The sequence below is a fragment of the Halobaculum gomorrense genome (assembly GCF_900129775.1).
Lineage (GTDB): Archaea > Halobacteriota > Halobacteria > Halobacteriales > Haloferacaceae > Halobaculum > Halobaculum gomorrense.
In genome coordinates this window covers 238,194-252,586 of record NZ_FQWV01000002.1, presented here as the reverse complement: position 1 = coordinate 252,586, position 14,393 = coordinate 238,194, and the positions used below count along the sequence as shown (strand labels likewise).

General features: G+C 70.3%; 18 protein-coding genes and 1 tRNA gene. 5 read left to right on the top strand and 14 right to left on the bottom strand.

Going from position 1 to position 14,393, the window contains the following annotated elements; translation table 11 throughout:
- Window positions 1–86: 86 nt before the first annotated feature.
- The 5 genes from BUE16_RS04805 to BUE16_RS04785 form a co-directional block, all read right to left on the bottom strand.
- Entirely contained in the window at window positions 87–275 is a 189-nt protein-coding gene (locus BUE16_RS04805) for a hypothetical protein (RefSeq protein WP_073307285.1), read from the bottom strand.
- 480 nt (window positions 276–755) lie between these two features.
- Window positions 756–840: transfer RNA gene (locus tag BUE16_RS04800), tRNA-Leu, on the bottom strand.
- Window positions 841–883: 43 nt separating this feature from the next.
- Window positions 884–1,225 carry a ferredoxin gene (locus tag BUE16_RS04795; RefSeq protein WP_073307284.1) on the bottom strand — a complete coding sequence of 114 codons (342 nt, stop codon included), beginning with the start codon at window positions 1,223–1,225 and terminating at the stop codon, window positions 884–886.
- Between the two features lie 70 nt (window positions 1,226–1,295).
- Window positions 1,296–2,333 (bottom strand): hypothetical protein, encoded by a 1,038-nt coding sequence (locus BUE16_RS04790; protein WP_073307283.1) that lies wholly within the window; start codon window positions 2,331–2,333, stop codon window positions 1,296–1,298.
- 82 nt (window positions 2,334–2,415) lie between these two features.
- Entirely contained in the window at window positions 2,416–3,252 is an 837-nt protein-coding gene (locus BUE16_RS04785) for a PspA/IM30 family protein (protein WP_073307282.1), read from the bottom strand.
- A 93-nt stretch (window positions 3,253–3,345) separates the two neighbouring features.
- On the opposite strand from BUE16_RS04785, the gene BUE16_RS04780 reads away from it, so the two are divergent.
- Window positions 3,346–3,981 carry a dienelactone hydrolase family protein gene (locus tag BUE16_RS04780; RefSeq protein WP_073307281.1) on the top strand — a complete coding sequence of 212 codons (636 nt, stop codon included), beginning with the start codon at window positions 3,346–3,348 and terminating at the stop codon, window positions 3,979–3,981.
- A gap of 18 nt (window positions 3,982–3,999) precedes the next feature.
- Here BUE16_RS04780 and BUE16_RS04775 read toward each other — a convergent pair whose 3' ends face one another.
- The 6 genes from BUE16_RS04775 to BUE16_RS04750 all read right to left on the bottom strand — a co-directional run bounded on the left by BUE16_RS04775 (window position 4,000) and on the right by BUE16_RS04750 (window position 9,199).
- Entirely contained in the window at window positions 4,000–4,323 is a 324-nt protein-coding gene (locus BUE16_RS04775) for a transcription factor S (protein ID WP_073307280.1), read from the bottom strand.
- A gap of 32 nt (window positions 4,324–4,355) precedes the next feature.
- Window positions 4,356–5,099 carry a hypothetical protein gene (locus tag BUE16_RS04770; RefSeq protein WP_073307279.1) on the bottom strand — a complete coding sequence of 248 codons (744 nt, stop codon included), beginning with the start codon at window positions 5,097–5,099 and terminating at the stop codon, window positions 4,356–4,358.
- Window positions 5,100–5,915 (bottom strand): hypothetical protein, encoded by an 816-nt coding sequence (locus BUE16_RS04765; RefSeq protein ID WP_073307278.1) that lies wholly within the window; start codon window positions 5,913–5,915, stop codon window positions 5,100–5,102.
- 146 nt (window positions 5,916–6,061) lie between these two features.
- On the bottom strand, window positions 6,062–6,898 hold the full coding sequence (locus BUE16_RS04760) for an RAD55 family ATPase (protein WP_073307277.1): 837 nt from the start codon (window positions 6,896–6,898) through the stop codon (window positions 6,062–6,064).
- 24 nt (window positions 6,899–6,922) lie between these two features.
- Window positions 6,923–7,942 carry a beta-ribofuranosylaminobenzene 5'-phosphate synthase family protein gene (locus tag BUE16_RS04755; protein WP_073307276.1) on the bottom strand — a complete coding sequence of 340 codons (1,020 nt, stop codon included), beginning with the start codon at window positions 7,940–7,942 and terminating at the stop codon, window positions 6,923–6,925.
- A gap of 132 nt (window positions 7,943–8,074) precedes the next feature.
- Window positions 8,075–9,199 (bottom strand): NAD(P)/FAD-dependent oxidoreductase, encoded by a 1,125-nt coding sequence (locus BUE16_RS04750; protein WP_073307275.1) that lies wholly within the window; start codon window positions 9,197–9,199, stop codon window positions 8,075–8,077.
- A 196-nt stretch (window positions 9,200–9,395) separates the two neighbouring features.
- Here BUE16_RS04750 and BUE16_RS04745 point away from each other — a divergent pair, with 196 nt between their 5' ends.
- The 3 genes from BUE16_RS04745 to msrB all read left to right on the top strand — a co-directional run bounded on the left by BUE16_RS04745 (window position 9,396) and on the right by msrB (window position 11,427).
- On the top strand, window positions 9,396–10,049 hold the full coding sequence (locus tag BUE16_RS04745) for an HAD family hydrolase (protein WP_073307274.1): 654 nt from the start codon (window positions 9,396–9,398) through the stop codon (window positions 10,047–10,049).
- Window positions 10,050–10,106: 57 nt separating this feature from the next.
- Window positions 10,107–10,904: an aldo/keto reductase gene (locus tag BUE16_RS04740; protein ID WP_073307273.1), complete on the top strand. Its 798-nt coding sequence runs from the start codon at window positions 10,107–10,109 to the stop codon at window positions 10,902–10,904.
- A gap of 106 nt (window positions 10,905–11,010) precedes the next feature.
- On the top strand, window positions 11,011–11,427 hold the full coding sequence (msrB, locus tag BUE16_RS04735) for a peptide-methionine (R)-S-oxide reductase MsrB (RefSeq protein WP_073307272.1): 417 nt from the start codon (window positions 11,011–11,013) through the stop codon (window positions 11,425–11,427).
- A gap of 131 nt (window positions 11,428–11,558) precedes the next feature.
- Here msrB and BUE16_RS04730 read toward each other — a convergent pair whose 3' ends face one another.
- The 3 genes from BUE16_RS04730 to BUE16_RS04720 form a co-directional block, all read right to left on the bottom strand.
- Entirely contained in the window at window positions 11,559–11,804 is a 246-nt protein-coding gene (locus BUE16_RS04730) for a DUF7385 family protein (protein ID WP_073307271.1), read from the bottom strand.
- Between the two features lie 71 nt (window positions 11,805–11,875).
- Window positions 11,876–12,202, bottom strand: a complete 327-nt coding sequence (locus BUE16_RS04725; RefSeq protein ID WP_073307270.1) for a hypothetical protein — start codon at window positions 12,200–12,202, stop codon at window positions 11,876–11,878.
- A 65-nt stretch (window positions 12,203–12,267) separates the two neighbouring features.
- Window positions 12,268–12,882 carry a translation initiation factor IF-2 subunit beta gene (locus BUE16_RS04720; protein ID WP_073307269.1) on the bottom strand — a complete coding sequence of 205 codons (615 nt, stop codon included), beginning with the start codon at window positions 12,880–12,882 and terminating at the stop codon, window positions 12,268–12,270.
- Window positions 12,883–13,130: 248 nt separating this feature from the next.
- Here BUE16_RS04720 and BUE16_RS04715 point away from each other — a divergent pair, with 248 nt between their 5' ends.
- Complete coding sequence (locus BUE16_RS04715) at window positions 13,131–14,330, top strand: redox-regulated ATPase YchF (protein WP_073307268.1); 1,200 nt, start codon at window positions 13,131–13,133, stop codon at window positions 14,328–14,330.
- The last annotated feature ends 63 nt before the right edge of the window (window positions 14,331–14,393 follow it).

Here is a 14,393-nt window from a genome sequence, read left to right as displayed (position 1 = left end):
TCAGAAATTCGGGAGCGATCGATACCGGTTCTCGTCGATCCGTCGGACTGGTCCGCCAACGATCGCGCCCTGAGCGCGCCGAGTGGTCACCCGTCGGTGGGTGGGTTTCGGAACACGCCGTCGGCGATGGCGACCGCGCCGATAACTGAACCGGCGGCGCCTGTCACCCGAAACGGCATGCCGAACGCCACGGTCGCGAGTGTCGCCGCGACGAGCGCCACCCCCACGACGGCCAGCAGCGCGTCCGGCCGCGACGGCGCGTCGGTCGGAAGCATGCTAATTACATCTCATTACAGCCTCAAAGGCGTTCCGGACGCTGTCACGGCCAGGGGGACCCCGGCGGCGCATGTACCGCATCGCCAGTGCGTGTGCCGCACCGCCAGTCCGACACCAGCGCCGACCGCGAGCGCCGCGACGATGCGAACCGCGAGAGAGGGGATCCGAACCACGCCGTCGAATCGCGGTGCTCGGCGCCGTCGACTGCAACTCGCTCAGACCGATATTCACCGCCCTCGCGTCCGTTCGATCCGGAATACGAGAGGAGGGATGTGAACCACGGTCGCAGCGAGCTGCTCCCTGCTTCAGATCCGTCCTTGCGTGCAGCTTGCTCGGTTCCCGAGGGACCTCGCTGCGATGCGAGGGACAGGATTTGAACCACGGTCGGACGTGCTCGGCTCGCTCGCGCTCGCCTGCGCGCGACCTCTCCGGTTCAGAATCTCTTCCTTCTCAGCACTTCTCGCTTCGCTCGTCGCGACTGCGAGGGAAGGGATTTGAACCCTTGAACCCCTGAGGGAGCGGATCTTAAGTCCGCCGCCTTTGGCCAAGCTCAGCCACCCTCGCGCGTCCGGTCGTAGCGCGGTGGGGCGGTTGGTGTTTTCGGTTCCTACCAGTCGACGCTCAGCGTGCCGTCGCCGTGCGGGTCCGGCGACAGCTCCTCGTCGGTTCGTCGGTCGACGACGTGGATACAGCCCACGTCCTTCTTCGCGGGGCACACCTCGGCCGCGCGGATGTTCTCCGCCAACTCGTCTTCGCCGATGTAGTACGACGTCGGCTTCGCCATACCGCTGGCGATGTCCATCTCCCAGTTGTCCGCGACCTCCGCGCACTTACCCGCACCGAAGCAGGCGTTCGCCTCGAAGATGATCTTGTAGGGTTTCTCCTCCACCGGCGGCCCGTCGCCGCCGACATCGCTGGCGGTCTGTACCTCCGCGTCGAGGTCGCTCATACCCGTCCTTCCGCCCGGGGCGACTTTCGTCTGTCGGTGCCACCACGAGAGCCCGTCGGTCGCCCGGATGTCATCCCTCCCACTCGATCTCCGACACCTCGTCGGTCTCCCGGAGGATGAATGGTCCGATCGACAGCGTGTGCTTCGTCACGGTCGCGATCCGGAGAATGTACGCGATCAACACGAGAAACGGGAGCGTCGCGACGGTCGCGGCGGTCGCGACCACGGGCACCAGCGTCTCCACGCCGAACGGCGTGTACGAGTAGGTGGCGTCGTTGAAGAACGCAATCATGAACACCGACACCAGCAGTGCGGGGATCGCCCACGTGAGGATAGACCGCGAGAGGTTGATCAGCTCCCACTGGAAGTACAGCGTCTTGAAGTGCTCACGCGCCGGTCCGAACAGCTCGAGCGTCTCGGTGAGCCGGTCGAGCGCCTCCCGCCCCTCCTCGTCGAGCACGTCGCCGTATTCAGCGCGGATCCGGTTCCCCGCGAACACCTTCCACGAGTAGTTGAAGTTCAGCGCCGAGGAGATCACGTCGAACTCGCCGAAGCGCGCGTCGTCCAGGCCGGCCGAGACCGTCTCTGCGTTTCCGACGAGGCTCGCCGTCAGGTCATCGACCGCCTCGGTCGCCGCGTCGTCGCCGGTGCGGGCGGCGGCCTCGCGCACCTCGCGGGCGCGGTCGGCCGACACCTGCACGAGCGCGCGGAGGAGCTGTGCCGGCCGCGCAGGGCTGACCGGCGCGTCGATCAGGTCGGCGACGTCCTCCCGGAACTCCATGGCCCCGCGCATCCGCTCGCGCTGGTCGCCGACGGCCCCCAGCTCCTGGGAGAGCACGAGCTGGTTCAGCGTGAGCACGAGCGTCACGCCGGTGATCGTCGCCGTGAGGAACCCCTGAAACACCGTGTCGATGGAGTCGCTCGTTCGGATCGAGCCCTCGGCCGGCGGGTACAACAGCCCCGAGGCGAGCACCACGGCGAACACCGCGGCCACGAACCCGGCGACGACGAGCCGCCGGTCCGCCTCCAACAGGAGCCATAGCTTCCAGCGGCTCTCCTCTGCCCGCTCGCGCAGCCGGTCGCTCGGCTGGTCAGAGTCGTCGGTCATGGGGCGACGGTCGAGACGGTCGGTAAAAAGCGGGGCGGCCGACCCTTCGGCGGCGAGTCACGGCGGGGGCGGGGCGTCGGCGCTACTTCGAGGCGTCGGCGTCCTCCTCCTCGCGGAGCTCCTCCAGTTCGGCCTCGACCTCCTCGTCTGGGACGGGCTCAGCCTCCACGTCCACGTCGGCGTCCGCGCCTGCGCCCGCCTCGCCGTCGTCCTCGGCCGATCCCTTCCCCAGCTCGGCGCGCAGCGTCTCCAACTCGGCGTCGACCTCGCGGTCGGTTCGCCCGGACTCCAGTTCCCGGTCGATCTCGTCCTCGTCGGAGAGCGCGTCGTCGAACGCGCCAGAGTCTTGCAGTTCGTCCATCGCCTGCGAGCGCGCCTCCATCTCCTCGGTGCGGTCCTCGGCGCGCTCGATCGCGCGCCCGACGTCTTCCATCTCGTCGCCGACGCCCGACATCGCCTCCGACACCCTCGTCGACGCCTCGGCGGCCTCGTAGCGCGCCTTCATCGTCTCCTTTTTTGTCTTGAACTCCTCGATGCGACCCTGGAGCTCATCTTTCTTATCGACGAGCTGATCCTGGGTGTTCTGCAGCTCGGCGATCTGCGACTCCAAGTCCTCGATCTGGTTCATCTTCGACTTCTTCTTTTCCAGCGCCTTTCGCGCGAGGTCGTCGCGGTCCTGCTGGACGGCCTCTCGCGCCTGCTCGTTGTGCTTCTCGACGTTCTCTTCCAGTCGGCGCTTCTGGATCTCGAGGCGCTTCTTCTGGGTCGTCAGGTCGGCGATGCCCTGCTTGACATCCTGCAGCTCGTCGCGCATCTGTTCGTAGCTGTAGTCGAGCGTCTCCGTCGGGTCCTCCGCTCGGTTGAGGATCAAATTGATCTTCGAGCGGATGACGTAGGAGGTGCGCGAGAGGATACCCATAACCCGAAGTAGGTGAACTGGCCGTATAAATCTCACCCGGCCGAGAAGACGCCACCCGCTACCATTTTCACCCGCGCGAGCGAGGGCGACGGCGTGACCGACGTACTCGTCCCCGGCGGCCGCGACGTTCGGGGGTCGCTGGACCGTACGAGCGAGGCCAAGCGAGGCGCGGCCTCGACGGCGAGCGACGCCGACGCCTGCGTCGTCGCGTGCCCGCCACATCCGCAGCACCGCGGCCACCGCGGCGACGAGCGGCTCCGCGCGGTCTCGTCGGCACTCACCGCCGGCGGCGTCGACTGCTTCCGGTTCGACTACGGCGACTGGGACGGAGGGTACGGCGAGCGCGCCGACGCACGCAACGCCGTCGCATGGGCGCGCGAACGGTACGACCGCGTCGGCCTGTTCGGCTTCAGCTTCGGGGGGACGCTCGCGCTGCTCGTCGCCAGCGAGAGCGGAGCGAGCGAGGGCGACGTGGACGCCGTTTCGGCGCTCGCGCCCACGGCACGGATCGCCTCCGATCTGGACGCCGTCGCGGCGCTGGAGGACATCGACTGTCCCACGCAGGTGGTGTACGCGACCCGCGACGACACTGCCGACTGGAAGCCCGTCGTCGAACGCGCGCGGGAACTGGGGGTCGAGACGGTGGAGTGGTCTGCCGACCACTTCTTCGTCGGCCAGGCGGGGAAGGTCGGCGACGCGGTCGGAGCGTGGCTGTCGGACGCGCTGTGAGCCGGTCCCGCTAGACCATCAGTTGTATTCTCTCCAGCGGTAGCCGCACTCCTTGCACTTGAAGAAGCGCGTCGGCGGCTCGTCGGCGGCGCCGGTCTGTTTGATCGTGTACCAGGCGACGGTGTGACCGCACTCGTCGCAGATCACGTCGTCGGAGGTAGGCTTCCCCTCGAAGTTCGCGCCTTCCTCGGTCTCAATCACGTCATCGTCGGTTTGCTCCTCGGTGGAGACGTACCGCGCGGCCAGATCCTCGTCGCGGTCGGCGGTCGCGCCGCAGGAGGCGCACACCATCACCCCGTCTTCGGTGCGCATCATCGAGCCGCAGTCGTCGCAAAACTGCATACCCCGCGCTACTCGGGCCGCACCGGTATGTGTTACGCGTCGTCGCCCGGCGGCGGCCCGCCCTCGGCCTCCTCGGCGGCGGCGAAGTTCGGCTTCACCTCGGTCGTCACCATTGGACAGCCGCGAACCCGGAAGCGCTCGGCGTCGACGACCTCGATGATGTCGGTGCCGTCGCGGCCGCACACGACGTTCGGAGGGTCCGAGAGGTACGGGCAGCGCTGACAGTACTTCCGCTTGTCGACCACGTGCTCGGGTCGGGAGTCCTTCGGGTCGATCGGTTCCTCGACGGACTCGGCGACGCCCGGCGCGGCGCCGTGGCCGTGATCGTGGTCGGCGGGGCTGGCGGCGGAACCGCCGGCGCCGGCGTCGGACGCTGTCGACTCAGTAGCCGCGAGCGACGCCCACAGCGCCTCCGTGTCCACGTCGCCCACGTCGACCTCCTCGAACAGGTCCGAGCGCCCGCGCGAGTCGCGGTCGTGACCGCTGGATCGCTCGCCGACCCGCCGGGCGAGGTCGTCGAGCGGGGCGTCGCGACGGGAGCCGTCGGCGTCCTCGTCGGCGTCACCCCGGTCGCCCGCGCCGCTTCCGTCGCCTCCGTCGCCCGTGCCGCCTCCGCCGCGAGCTGCCTCCGCTCCGGCGAACGGGTTCTGCACCCGCGGCGCGTCGTCTCCGTCTCCGCCGTCGGGGCTGTCCTCGCCGTCGGGGCTGTCCTCGCCGTCGGGTCCGTCGCCGCGTTCGGCCCCGCCGTCCGGACCGCCGGCGTCGTCCCCCGACATCTATCCCTCGTCGAAGATCGCGTCCGGGTCGTCGTCGTCGACCGTCTCACCCTCCAGCGCGGGTTGTGCGCCGACCGTGAGCGACGGCGACCCGAAAAATCCCGACGCCGGCTCGACCGCCTCGAAGATGCTCCCGCAGTGCGGGCACTCCGGAGTCGACAGCAGCCCGAGCCGGATGGTCGAGCCGCAGCCCTCGCAGTCGGCCGTCGTCACCCCCAGACGGTTGGCCTCGGCTTTCAGGTCCGCCGCCGCGCGGCGGCGCGCCTCGCGCGCCTCTAGCGTCGACACTCGAGCGCGAACGTCCGCGAGCACGGTCGCGACCGTGGAGAGCTTCGCGTCGTGGTCGTCGGCGGTGTCTGTGAGGTACTCCAGCACCTCCTCGTAGTTCGCGAAGCCGTCCTCGACGGCCTCGTCGAGCTCCGCCAGCCGGTCGCGCAACTCGTCGACATCGGCGGCGATATCCGGTGCCAACTCGGCCGTCTCGCGCAGGTCCGGGTGATCGTGACCCGCCTCCGCCTTCGCGTCGGTCTCGCGTTTGACCTGGATCACCCGGGAGCGAACGTCGTCGATCTTCTCGTCGAGTTCCTCGTTCAACTCGTCGACGCGCGCCTCGATCACATCGAGCCGGGAAGCGACCGCGTCGGCCTCGTCGAGCACCGCCGGATCGGGAAGCGAGTCGCCGTCGTCCTCGAGCAGTCGATCGACCGCGACGGCGCGAGCCAACAGCTCGTCGCGGGAGCGACCGGTCTCGTCCGCGCGGGTCTCGATCCAGTCACGAAGGACGCTCGGCAGCCCCTCGACCTGCTCACCGTCCATCTACCGTCATGTAGGTGGTGTGCATATAAATACTACCGGCCCGGCTATCGGTAGTGGTATCGTACTGTGTGAACCGCGAGTCGTCGACCCCGCTCGGGCGGTCCCGAACGGCTCCCACGCGGCGCGGTCCCCCGCCCGTGCGTTCGTCACCGGATCTTCCGCACATCGCTGATGTCGAGCCCGCCGTCGTGGATTTCCGTCTCGAAGCGGACGATGTTCTCCGACTCCAGTTGGGAGAGCACACCGCGGAACTCCCGGACGACCATCGTCCGTGCCCGCTTGGAGCCGCCGGACTCCCAGCTGAACTGGAGGGTCCCGCCGCTGCCGTCGACGAGTTGGCCGAGCTGCCGGTCGGAGATCGTGTCGATGTTGACGAGCGCGAGCAGCAGCCCGCCCCACGAGTGGACTGCCTTCGCGAGCCCGCGCACCAGCATCGCCACGTCCGCCCACTCCACCTCGCCGCCGGAGGCGCCGACGAGGTCGGTGACGGCGTCGACGACGACGAGATTGCCCGCGGCGTTCGCCGAGAGATACTCCCCCAGCGCCGAGAGGACGCCGTCGCGGTTGCCGGCGCTACCGAGGTCGTGAATGCTGCTCGTCGCCCCCATGTACCACTCGCGCGGGATGGGCGACAGCTGGAAGTACTCCGGCGAGAGGTCGGCGAACTCGATCCCCTCGACGGCGGCGTCGACGATCTCGTCGGCCATCGTGTAGCGCAGTTCGCGCTCGATGTAGTCGGCGTCGGTGGTGAACGAGAGGTAGTGGACCGCCGGCGGGACGGCGGCGGAGTCGGCCACGTCGCCGTAGTAGAGGTCGAACGTCTCCGCGTCGACGCGGGCGAGAGCGTTCATCGCGGCGCTCGTGTAGGCGAACTCCCGGGCGCCGGCGCCGGACTCGCCGGCGACGAGCACGACGCTGCCCTCGGGGGCGCCGCCGCCGAGCACCGAGTCGAGCTCGGCGACGCCGAACGGGATCCGATCCATGCCACTGCTCGCTCGGGCGCGCGCTTAGGCGTTGTGCCGATCGGCGCCGATCTCGGCGCCGCGGTTGCGCGGCCGGACGACCCGCACCTCCCCGTCGACGCCCGCGGCCGCGAGCGCGTCGGCGCCGGCCTCGCGCGCCCCGTCGGCCCGGTTGGCATCGGTGACGCCGTACACGACCGGCCCCCACGAGGACTGTCCGGCGCCGTAGACGGCCGGGTCGTCGCCGATTTCAGCCACGATGTCGCCGACGGGCGGGCGGTAGACGCCGCCCTGCTCGTCGGCGAACCACGCGCCGTTGAGCCGGCCGACCTCCTCGACGGCGGCGCCGAAGCGCTCGGCCGAGCCCTCCGCGACCGCAGGGAGCAGACGGCGCTGGATCACGCCCGCGACGCGGTCGGCGACGGCGGGGTCGGCGTCCTCGACCGCACGGCGGATGGCGGAGTCCTCGTCGTCGCCGGCGCGTCCCGGGTCCGCCTCCGGGATCACGAGCAGGAACCGCCAGTGGTCGGGCACGCGGTGACGGGCGGCGACGGCGGGGACGGTCCAGTCGCCGTCGGCGGGGCGGTCCGTGGTGAACCGCCCGGTCGGGTGGCCGGCGTCGAGGACGAAGCCGCCGTTCTCGAACGTCGCGACGCCGACGCCCGAGCGTCCACCGCGGCCGAGTTCCGGCGCGCGATCGCGAACCGTCGGGTCGAGGTCGTGCGCGCGGGCGACGCCCGCGAGCGTCGCGAGCGCCAGTTGCGTCCCGCTCCCCAGCCCCATGTGGCGGGGGAGCTCCGCCTCGACGGCGACGCGGGCGCCGTCGACGCCCAGCAGGTCGCACGCGCGCGCGGTGTACTCGCGGGCGGTGCCGTGGTCGCTCTCGACTGCGTCGGCGGGCGCGACCCGGAGCCTGACCCGGGGCGCGTCGAGGCCGACCCCGACGGCGCCGTACAGGCGCTCGTGCGCCAGCGAGAGGGTGCCGAAGCCGAAGTGGAGGCGCGCGCCGGACTCGACCGTGACGGCGGGCGCGTCCGTTCGGCGGGCGTGGGTGTCGTCCGACATCGCGTCTCTGATCCGTCTCCGGGCGACGCCGGGGAGTCGGTTTCGACAGCGGACAATACGGACGCCGTCGTCGCCGGCGGTCTCTCTCGGTCGTCTTCGACCGTCTCGGCCCCCTCAGCCGCCTCGGCCGTCTCAGCGGCCCGACAGGCGCTCGGCGATCGACTCGCCGGCGTCGATCCCGTTCCACAGCGCCGCGGCGGCGCGCCCCCGCCCGGCGACCCAGTCGCCGGCGAGGTACAACCCCGCCTCGCGGGCGGCCGCGACCGCGCCGGCGGCGGCGTCGGGTCCGCCGTCGCCGACCAGCCCCTCGTTCGGGAGCGCGTAGCGCCAGCCCTGGTCGTCCGCCCAGTCGGGATCCGCGAGTCGGTCGTCCCCGACCAGGTCGGCCGCGAGCGTCGCCGCCTCGGCGGCGGCCGCCTCCAGCGAGTCGTCGTAGTGGGCGGTCGACCACTCGGGGCTCAGCTGGACGATCAGTAGCCCCTCGCCGTCGGGGACGTGTCCGCGCTTGCACTCCTCGCGCGAGAGCCACCCGATCTCGTGGGTCTTCTCCACGTCGACCAGGCCGTACCACGGCACGTCGAGTTCAAACGGGTAGTGCAACGCGAGGGTCCGGACTGTGCGGAACTCGGTCGCCTCGACGGCCGCGCGCAGGTCAGCGAGCGCGCCGCCGTCGTCGGGCCACTCCGTCGCCGCGAGCAGGTCGGCCGTCTGGGGCGCCGGCGGCGTGAGCACGAGCGCGTCGAACGGGCCGTGGTCGTCGCCGTCGGCGTCGGTGACCGTCCAGGCGCCCCCGCGGTCGCCGCCCGGACCGGTGTCGCCGTCGGCCGTCCCGTCCCGGGCGCCCCCGCCGTCGCGAACGATCGACTCGGCGCGCGTCGTCTTGCGCACCTCGGCGTCCGTCTCCGCGAGCAGTCGCTTGGCGAACTGGGTGATCCCTGCCTCCCAGGTGTACTTGTGCTCGTCGTCGCCGTCGCCGGGGGCGATCTCTCCGTCAGCGCCGAACGTCCACACCGGTTCCGCGATGTCGACGAGCCCATCGTCGCCGAGGTCGCGGATCAGGTCACCGGTCCGCTCGTCGGGGAGCTTCACGTAGTTGGCGCCGTGGTCGTAGCGGCAGCCGTCCCGTCGCCTGGTCGCCGCGCGACCGCCGACGCCGCGGGACTTCTCAAGGATCGTCGCGTCGTGGTCGGTGTCGCGGAGCGCGTACGCCGCGCCTGCGCCCGCGAGGCCGGCGCCGACGATGCCGAGGTGTGCCATCACCGTGATCACGGACGGCGGCTCCGTATCGCTTGCGGGCGGTCGACCGAGCGAGCAGTGCCGAGGAGGCAGCGACGAGCGGGCGGGGCCGAGGTACGAGCGGCGCCAACGGGCGACCGTCGTGAGTGGCGTTCCCGTGGAACGCTCTCGACACCCGGGTGAAACGCTTATCCGCAATGACGCGCCAGTAACCGGCATGTACGACGCGATCGTCTTCGACAACGACGGGGTACTCGTGGGGCGCACCCACTACGACGTGCTCCACGAGGCCGCCTGGGACGCCTTCGAGGCGCTCTCGGTGGCCGACCCGGACCCCGAGCACGTCGAGTCGATGGTCGTCGGCGTCTCCCCCGGGCAGGTCGAGGAGGTGTGCGACACCTACGACCTCACGCCCCGGGAGTTCTGGGCCATGCGCGACCGGACCGCCTTCGAGGCCCAGCGCCGCGAGGTCCGCGCGGGCAACAAGCGCCTGTACGACGACATCGACGTGCTCCGCGACCTCTCGGCGCCGCTCGGGATCGTCTCCTCGAACCAACACGAGACGGTGGAGTTCCTCCTCGACCACTTCGGTGTCGCCGACCTCTTCGACACCGCCTACGGCCGCGAGCCGACCGTCGAGAGCCTCCGGCGCAAGAAGCCCAACAGCCACTACATCGACCGGGCGCTCGCGGACCTGAACGCCGACACAGCGCTGTTCGTCGGCGACAACGAGTCCGACATCGAGGCCGCAGACAACGCCGGCATCGACTCGGCGTTCATCCGCCGCCCGCACCGCGAGGACTGGACCCTCTCGGTCACGCCGACGTACGACATCGACGGGTTCGCCGACCTCCGGGCGATCTGTGCCTGACCGCCGACTCCGCCCCACGACCGGCGACACTTTCTCGCCGCCCCCCGATCACCGCATATGAACACGGACCTCGATCTCCCGCCTGTCGGCCTCGGCACGATGGGCCTCGACGGCGACGAGGGTGCCGCCGCAGTCGAGACGGCGCTGCGAGCGGGCTACCGCCACTTCGACACCGCCCAGGTGTACGAGAACGAGGCGACCGTCGGCGCCGGCCTTGCCGCGGCCCTCGACGGCGGCGGCGGCGACCGCGACGCGGTCACCGTCGCGACGAAGACCTGGATCGACCGCCTCGCGCCCGAGGATGTCCGCCCGTCGACGGAAGCGAGCCTGGACCGGCTCGGCCTCGACGCGGTCGATCTGCTGTATGTCCACCGACCGAAGGGCGGCTACGACCCCGCCGGCACGCTCGCGGCGTTCGACGCGCTCGTCGACGACGGCCTCGCGGGCCACGTCGGCGTCTCGAACTTCGACCTCGACGAGCTCGACGAGGCGATCGACCTGCTCGACGCTCCACTGGCGGCCCACCAGACAGAGTACCACCCGCTGTTCCGGCGCCCCGCCCTCCGCGAGCACGCCGTCGACCACGGCTACCCGCTGGTCGCGTACTCGCCGCTGGCCGGCGGTCGCGTCCGCGAGGTCGATGCGGTCCGCGCGGTCGCGACCAAGCACGACGCGACGCCGGAGGCGGTGAGCATCGCGTGGCTCACCGGCAAGGAGGGCGTCGTCACCGTCCCGAAGGCCTCCAGCGAGGCGCACCTCCGCGCGAACCTCCCGGCGGCCGACCTCGACCTCGAACCCGAGGACGAGGCCCGCATCGACGCCGTCGAGCGCGAGGCGGAGCTGTTCCCGGAGTGAGTCGGCGCGGGGCGCGTGCCCGCCGCGAGGCACCCGGGGGCGTCGCCCCCGTGTGCGGGGCCGCCGGCGACCGGGGGTTCATGCCGCTGTAGCCCCCACTGCGGGTATGAGCGATTTCGCCGAGCAGGCACCGGAGGACCTCCCGGAGACCGATGAGGAGTGGCGCGATCGACTGACCGACGAGGAGTACGAGATCCTCCGCGAGCGCGGGACGGAGGCGCGGTTCTCCGGCGAGCACGTCGACCGCGACGACGACGGCGTCTACGAGTGCGCCGGCTGCGGCACCGTCATCTTCGAGTCGGAGACGAAGTACGACTCCGGCTGCGGGTGGCCCAGCTTCTACGCCGCCGACGAGTCGAAGGTCACTCTGGAGGACGACGACCGCCACGGGATGTCCCGGGTCGAGGTGAAGTGCGCCGTCTGCGACGGCCACCTCGGGCACGTCTTCCAAGACGGCCCCGAGCCCACCGGCGAGCGCTTCTGCATCAACTCCGCCGCGCTCGACTTCGAGCCCGACGAGTAGGCGCGCCACCGCCGATCCTGGACCACGGCGGAGCCACCGCCGAGCGGGGCGTCCGTGGAGGCACCGGAACGGGGGCTACCGGGGCGTTCTTTCCCGCGATCGACCGGCGCGAGCGGGGACGAGCGCGCCGCTCAGTGGGTCAACACGAGCAGTCGTTCGTCGGTTCGGGCCAGGCAGATCGGTCCGTTCGGCGCCGACGCGAACCTCACCGTCTCGTCGTCGCTGACGAACAGGCGCTCGAAGGGGTCGCCGCAGGCGGGGCAGCCCAGCCCCTCGCGGTTCGCGAGCGTCATCGACCCGGCGTCCTGCGTGATGAGCTTCAGCTTGCTCCGGTAGTCGTGTACGTCGAAACCGTCGGCAATGTCGAGCCGCGCCATACCGCGGGACCGCGATCGGGAGGAAAGTAGGTTGTGTCCCGACTGTCAACGCCGAGAACCGGAGGGCCCGCTCAGTCGTCGTCCCCGCCCGCTTCGTCGCGGTGGTCGGGCGCGCCCGGGGCGCCGTAGTCGGCGCGGAGCTGCTCGACGGGGCTGCGGTCGCTGGCTGCGGCGCGCTCTCTGATCTCCGTGGCCGTCTTCGCCGGCCCGTGCCCCGTCTCTCGCATCTCGCGGCGGAGGGTCCGCGAGAGCGCCACTCGGGGGTCACCGACTGGCTCCTCGTCGGCGCCGTCGTCGGTCAGCTCGGCGAGCAGCGATTCGAGCGTCTCTTCGCCCGATTCGAGCCGAGCGCGCAGTGCGTCAAACAGCTCGTCTGCGTCTGTCTCGGGGTCAGACACAGACGGGTGTCTGGGACGCTCGTCGGAAGTGCGTGACGGCCGCCGCGGTCGGGGCGCTTCGGCGCTTACGTCGGACGCGCGAACGCGAGGTTGCCGGAGACGTTGTGGACGTACGCCTGGACCGTCTGTCCCTCCTGGGCGCCGGAGACGAACACGGTGAACTTGCCCTTCTCGGCGACGCCGTCGCCCTTGCGGCCGGTTCCGGTGATCTCCAGTTCGTACGTCTTCCCCTCCTCGATGTCGGGACCCTGCGACTGCTGACTCGCGGCCGACGACCGCTTCTGGACCGGACGGAACGCACCGCACGCCTGACAGCGGAGCATCCGGACGCCGTCCTCGGTCTTGAGGACGGTGTCGGGGAGGCCGCACTCCGAGCAGGTGACGAACTCGGCGACGTACTCGTCGATGGCGGCGTCGAAGTCGGCGATGGAGAACGACCCGTTGTAGCGGGCAACGCCGTCCTCGAACTGACCGTTGGTCCCAAGCTGTCGCTGGATGGCGCTGTGGAGGTGCTCGGGGTCACGAGAGAGCGCATCGGCGATGTCCGAGAGGTTCGTCAGGCGAGTGAACGCCCCGTCGGTCTGTCCCTCGGGGTCGGGGACTTGCAGGCGTTCGCCGGCGTCGGCGGGCGTGTCGGGCAGCTCGTCGTAAGCGCGGTCGAGCGCGTCGGCGTAGTTCATAGGCGATGGAGGGCAGTTTCACGTATAGGGCTTCCGAGAGAGTCCGTACCGTGGCTCCAGCGGGATTAGAGGACTGCGGCCGAGTGGCGCCGGTCGAGCCGGAGGCCGCCGCGACGACAGACGCGTCCGACATCGCGTGCGGGCCGCGGACTCCACTCGAAACGCTCCCGTGTAGTCCCCATGTGAACGGGCGTCACGGGCGCCCTGCGGTAGAAACGCGTTTCAGTCGCGGCTGCCCAGCGCTCGTAATGAGCTACAAGATCGGTCTCGTCGGGAAGCCGTCCGTCGGGAAGTCGAGCTTCTTCAACGCCGCGACGATGAACGACGTGCCCGAGGGCGCGTACCCCTTCACGACGATCGACCCCAGCGTCGGCGAGGCGTACGTTGGCGTCGACTGCCCCGCGCCGGAGTTCGACGAGACGTGCGAGCCGAACCACGGCTTCTGCCGCGACGACACCCGGTTCGTCCCCGTGAAACTCGTCGACGTGGCGGGCCTCATCCCCGGCGCCCACGAGGGGAAGGGGCTTGGAAACCAGTTCCTCTCAGACCTCAACGAGGCGGACGTGCTCGTCCACGTCGTCGATTTCTCGGGCGAGACAGACATCGAGGGGGAACCGACCGAGGGCCACGACCCCCGCGAGGACATCGACTTCCTCGAGGCGGAGCTCGATCAGTGGTACCTCGACATCTTGGAGAAGGGGATCGAGAAGTTCGAGTCGATGTATCAAGGGCCGAACCCCGGCGACGAGGTCGGCGTCGAGGAGGTACTCGCCGAGCAGCTGAGCGCGTTCCGGACGAACAAGGACGAGATCAAGCAGGTCGTCCTGTCGCTGGACCTAGAGCTGGACCCCGAGACGTGGGACGACGACGATCGCTTCGAGCTCGCCCGCGAGATCCGCAAGCGAACGAAGCCGATGGTGATCGCGGCGAACAAGATGGACACGCCCGCCGCCCGCGATAACTACGAGTCAATCACGAGCGATCCCGAGTACGAACACCTGACGATCGTCCCCGCGAGCGCCCACGCGGAGGGGTCGCTGAAGACGGCCGACGAGGCGGGCGTCGTCGAGTACACGCAGGGCGACGCTGACTTCGACATCGTCGGCGACGTGAGCGACGAGCAGGAGGCCGGGCTGGAGGTCATCCGCGAGTTCGTCACCGAGTACGGCGGCACCGGCGTGCAGTCGGTGATCGAGGCGGCGCTGTTCGACGAGCTCGACGCGAAGGCGGTGTTCCCCGGCAGCGCCAGCGGCAGTTGGAGCAAGGGTCCGTTCCGCGACTGCTTCGTCCTCCCGGACTACGCGACCGCCGAGGACTTCGCGTACACGCTGCACTCGGACATCGGCGACGGCTTCCTCCACGGGATCGACTGTCGGAGCGGACGGCAGGTCGGCGCCGACACCGTCCTCGACCACCGCGACGTGGTCGAGATCGTCACGACCGGCTAACGTCGAGCGGACGAGCGCGCATACGAGCGGCTTACTCAGGAGCCGCCGTGCTCGGTCGAGCCT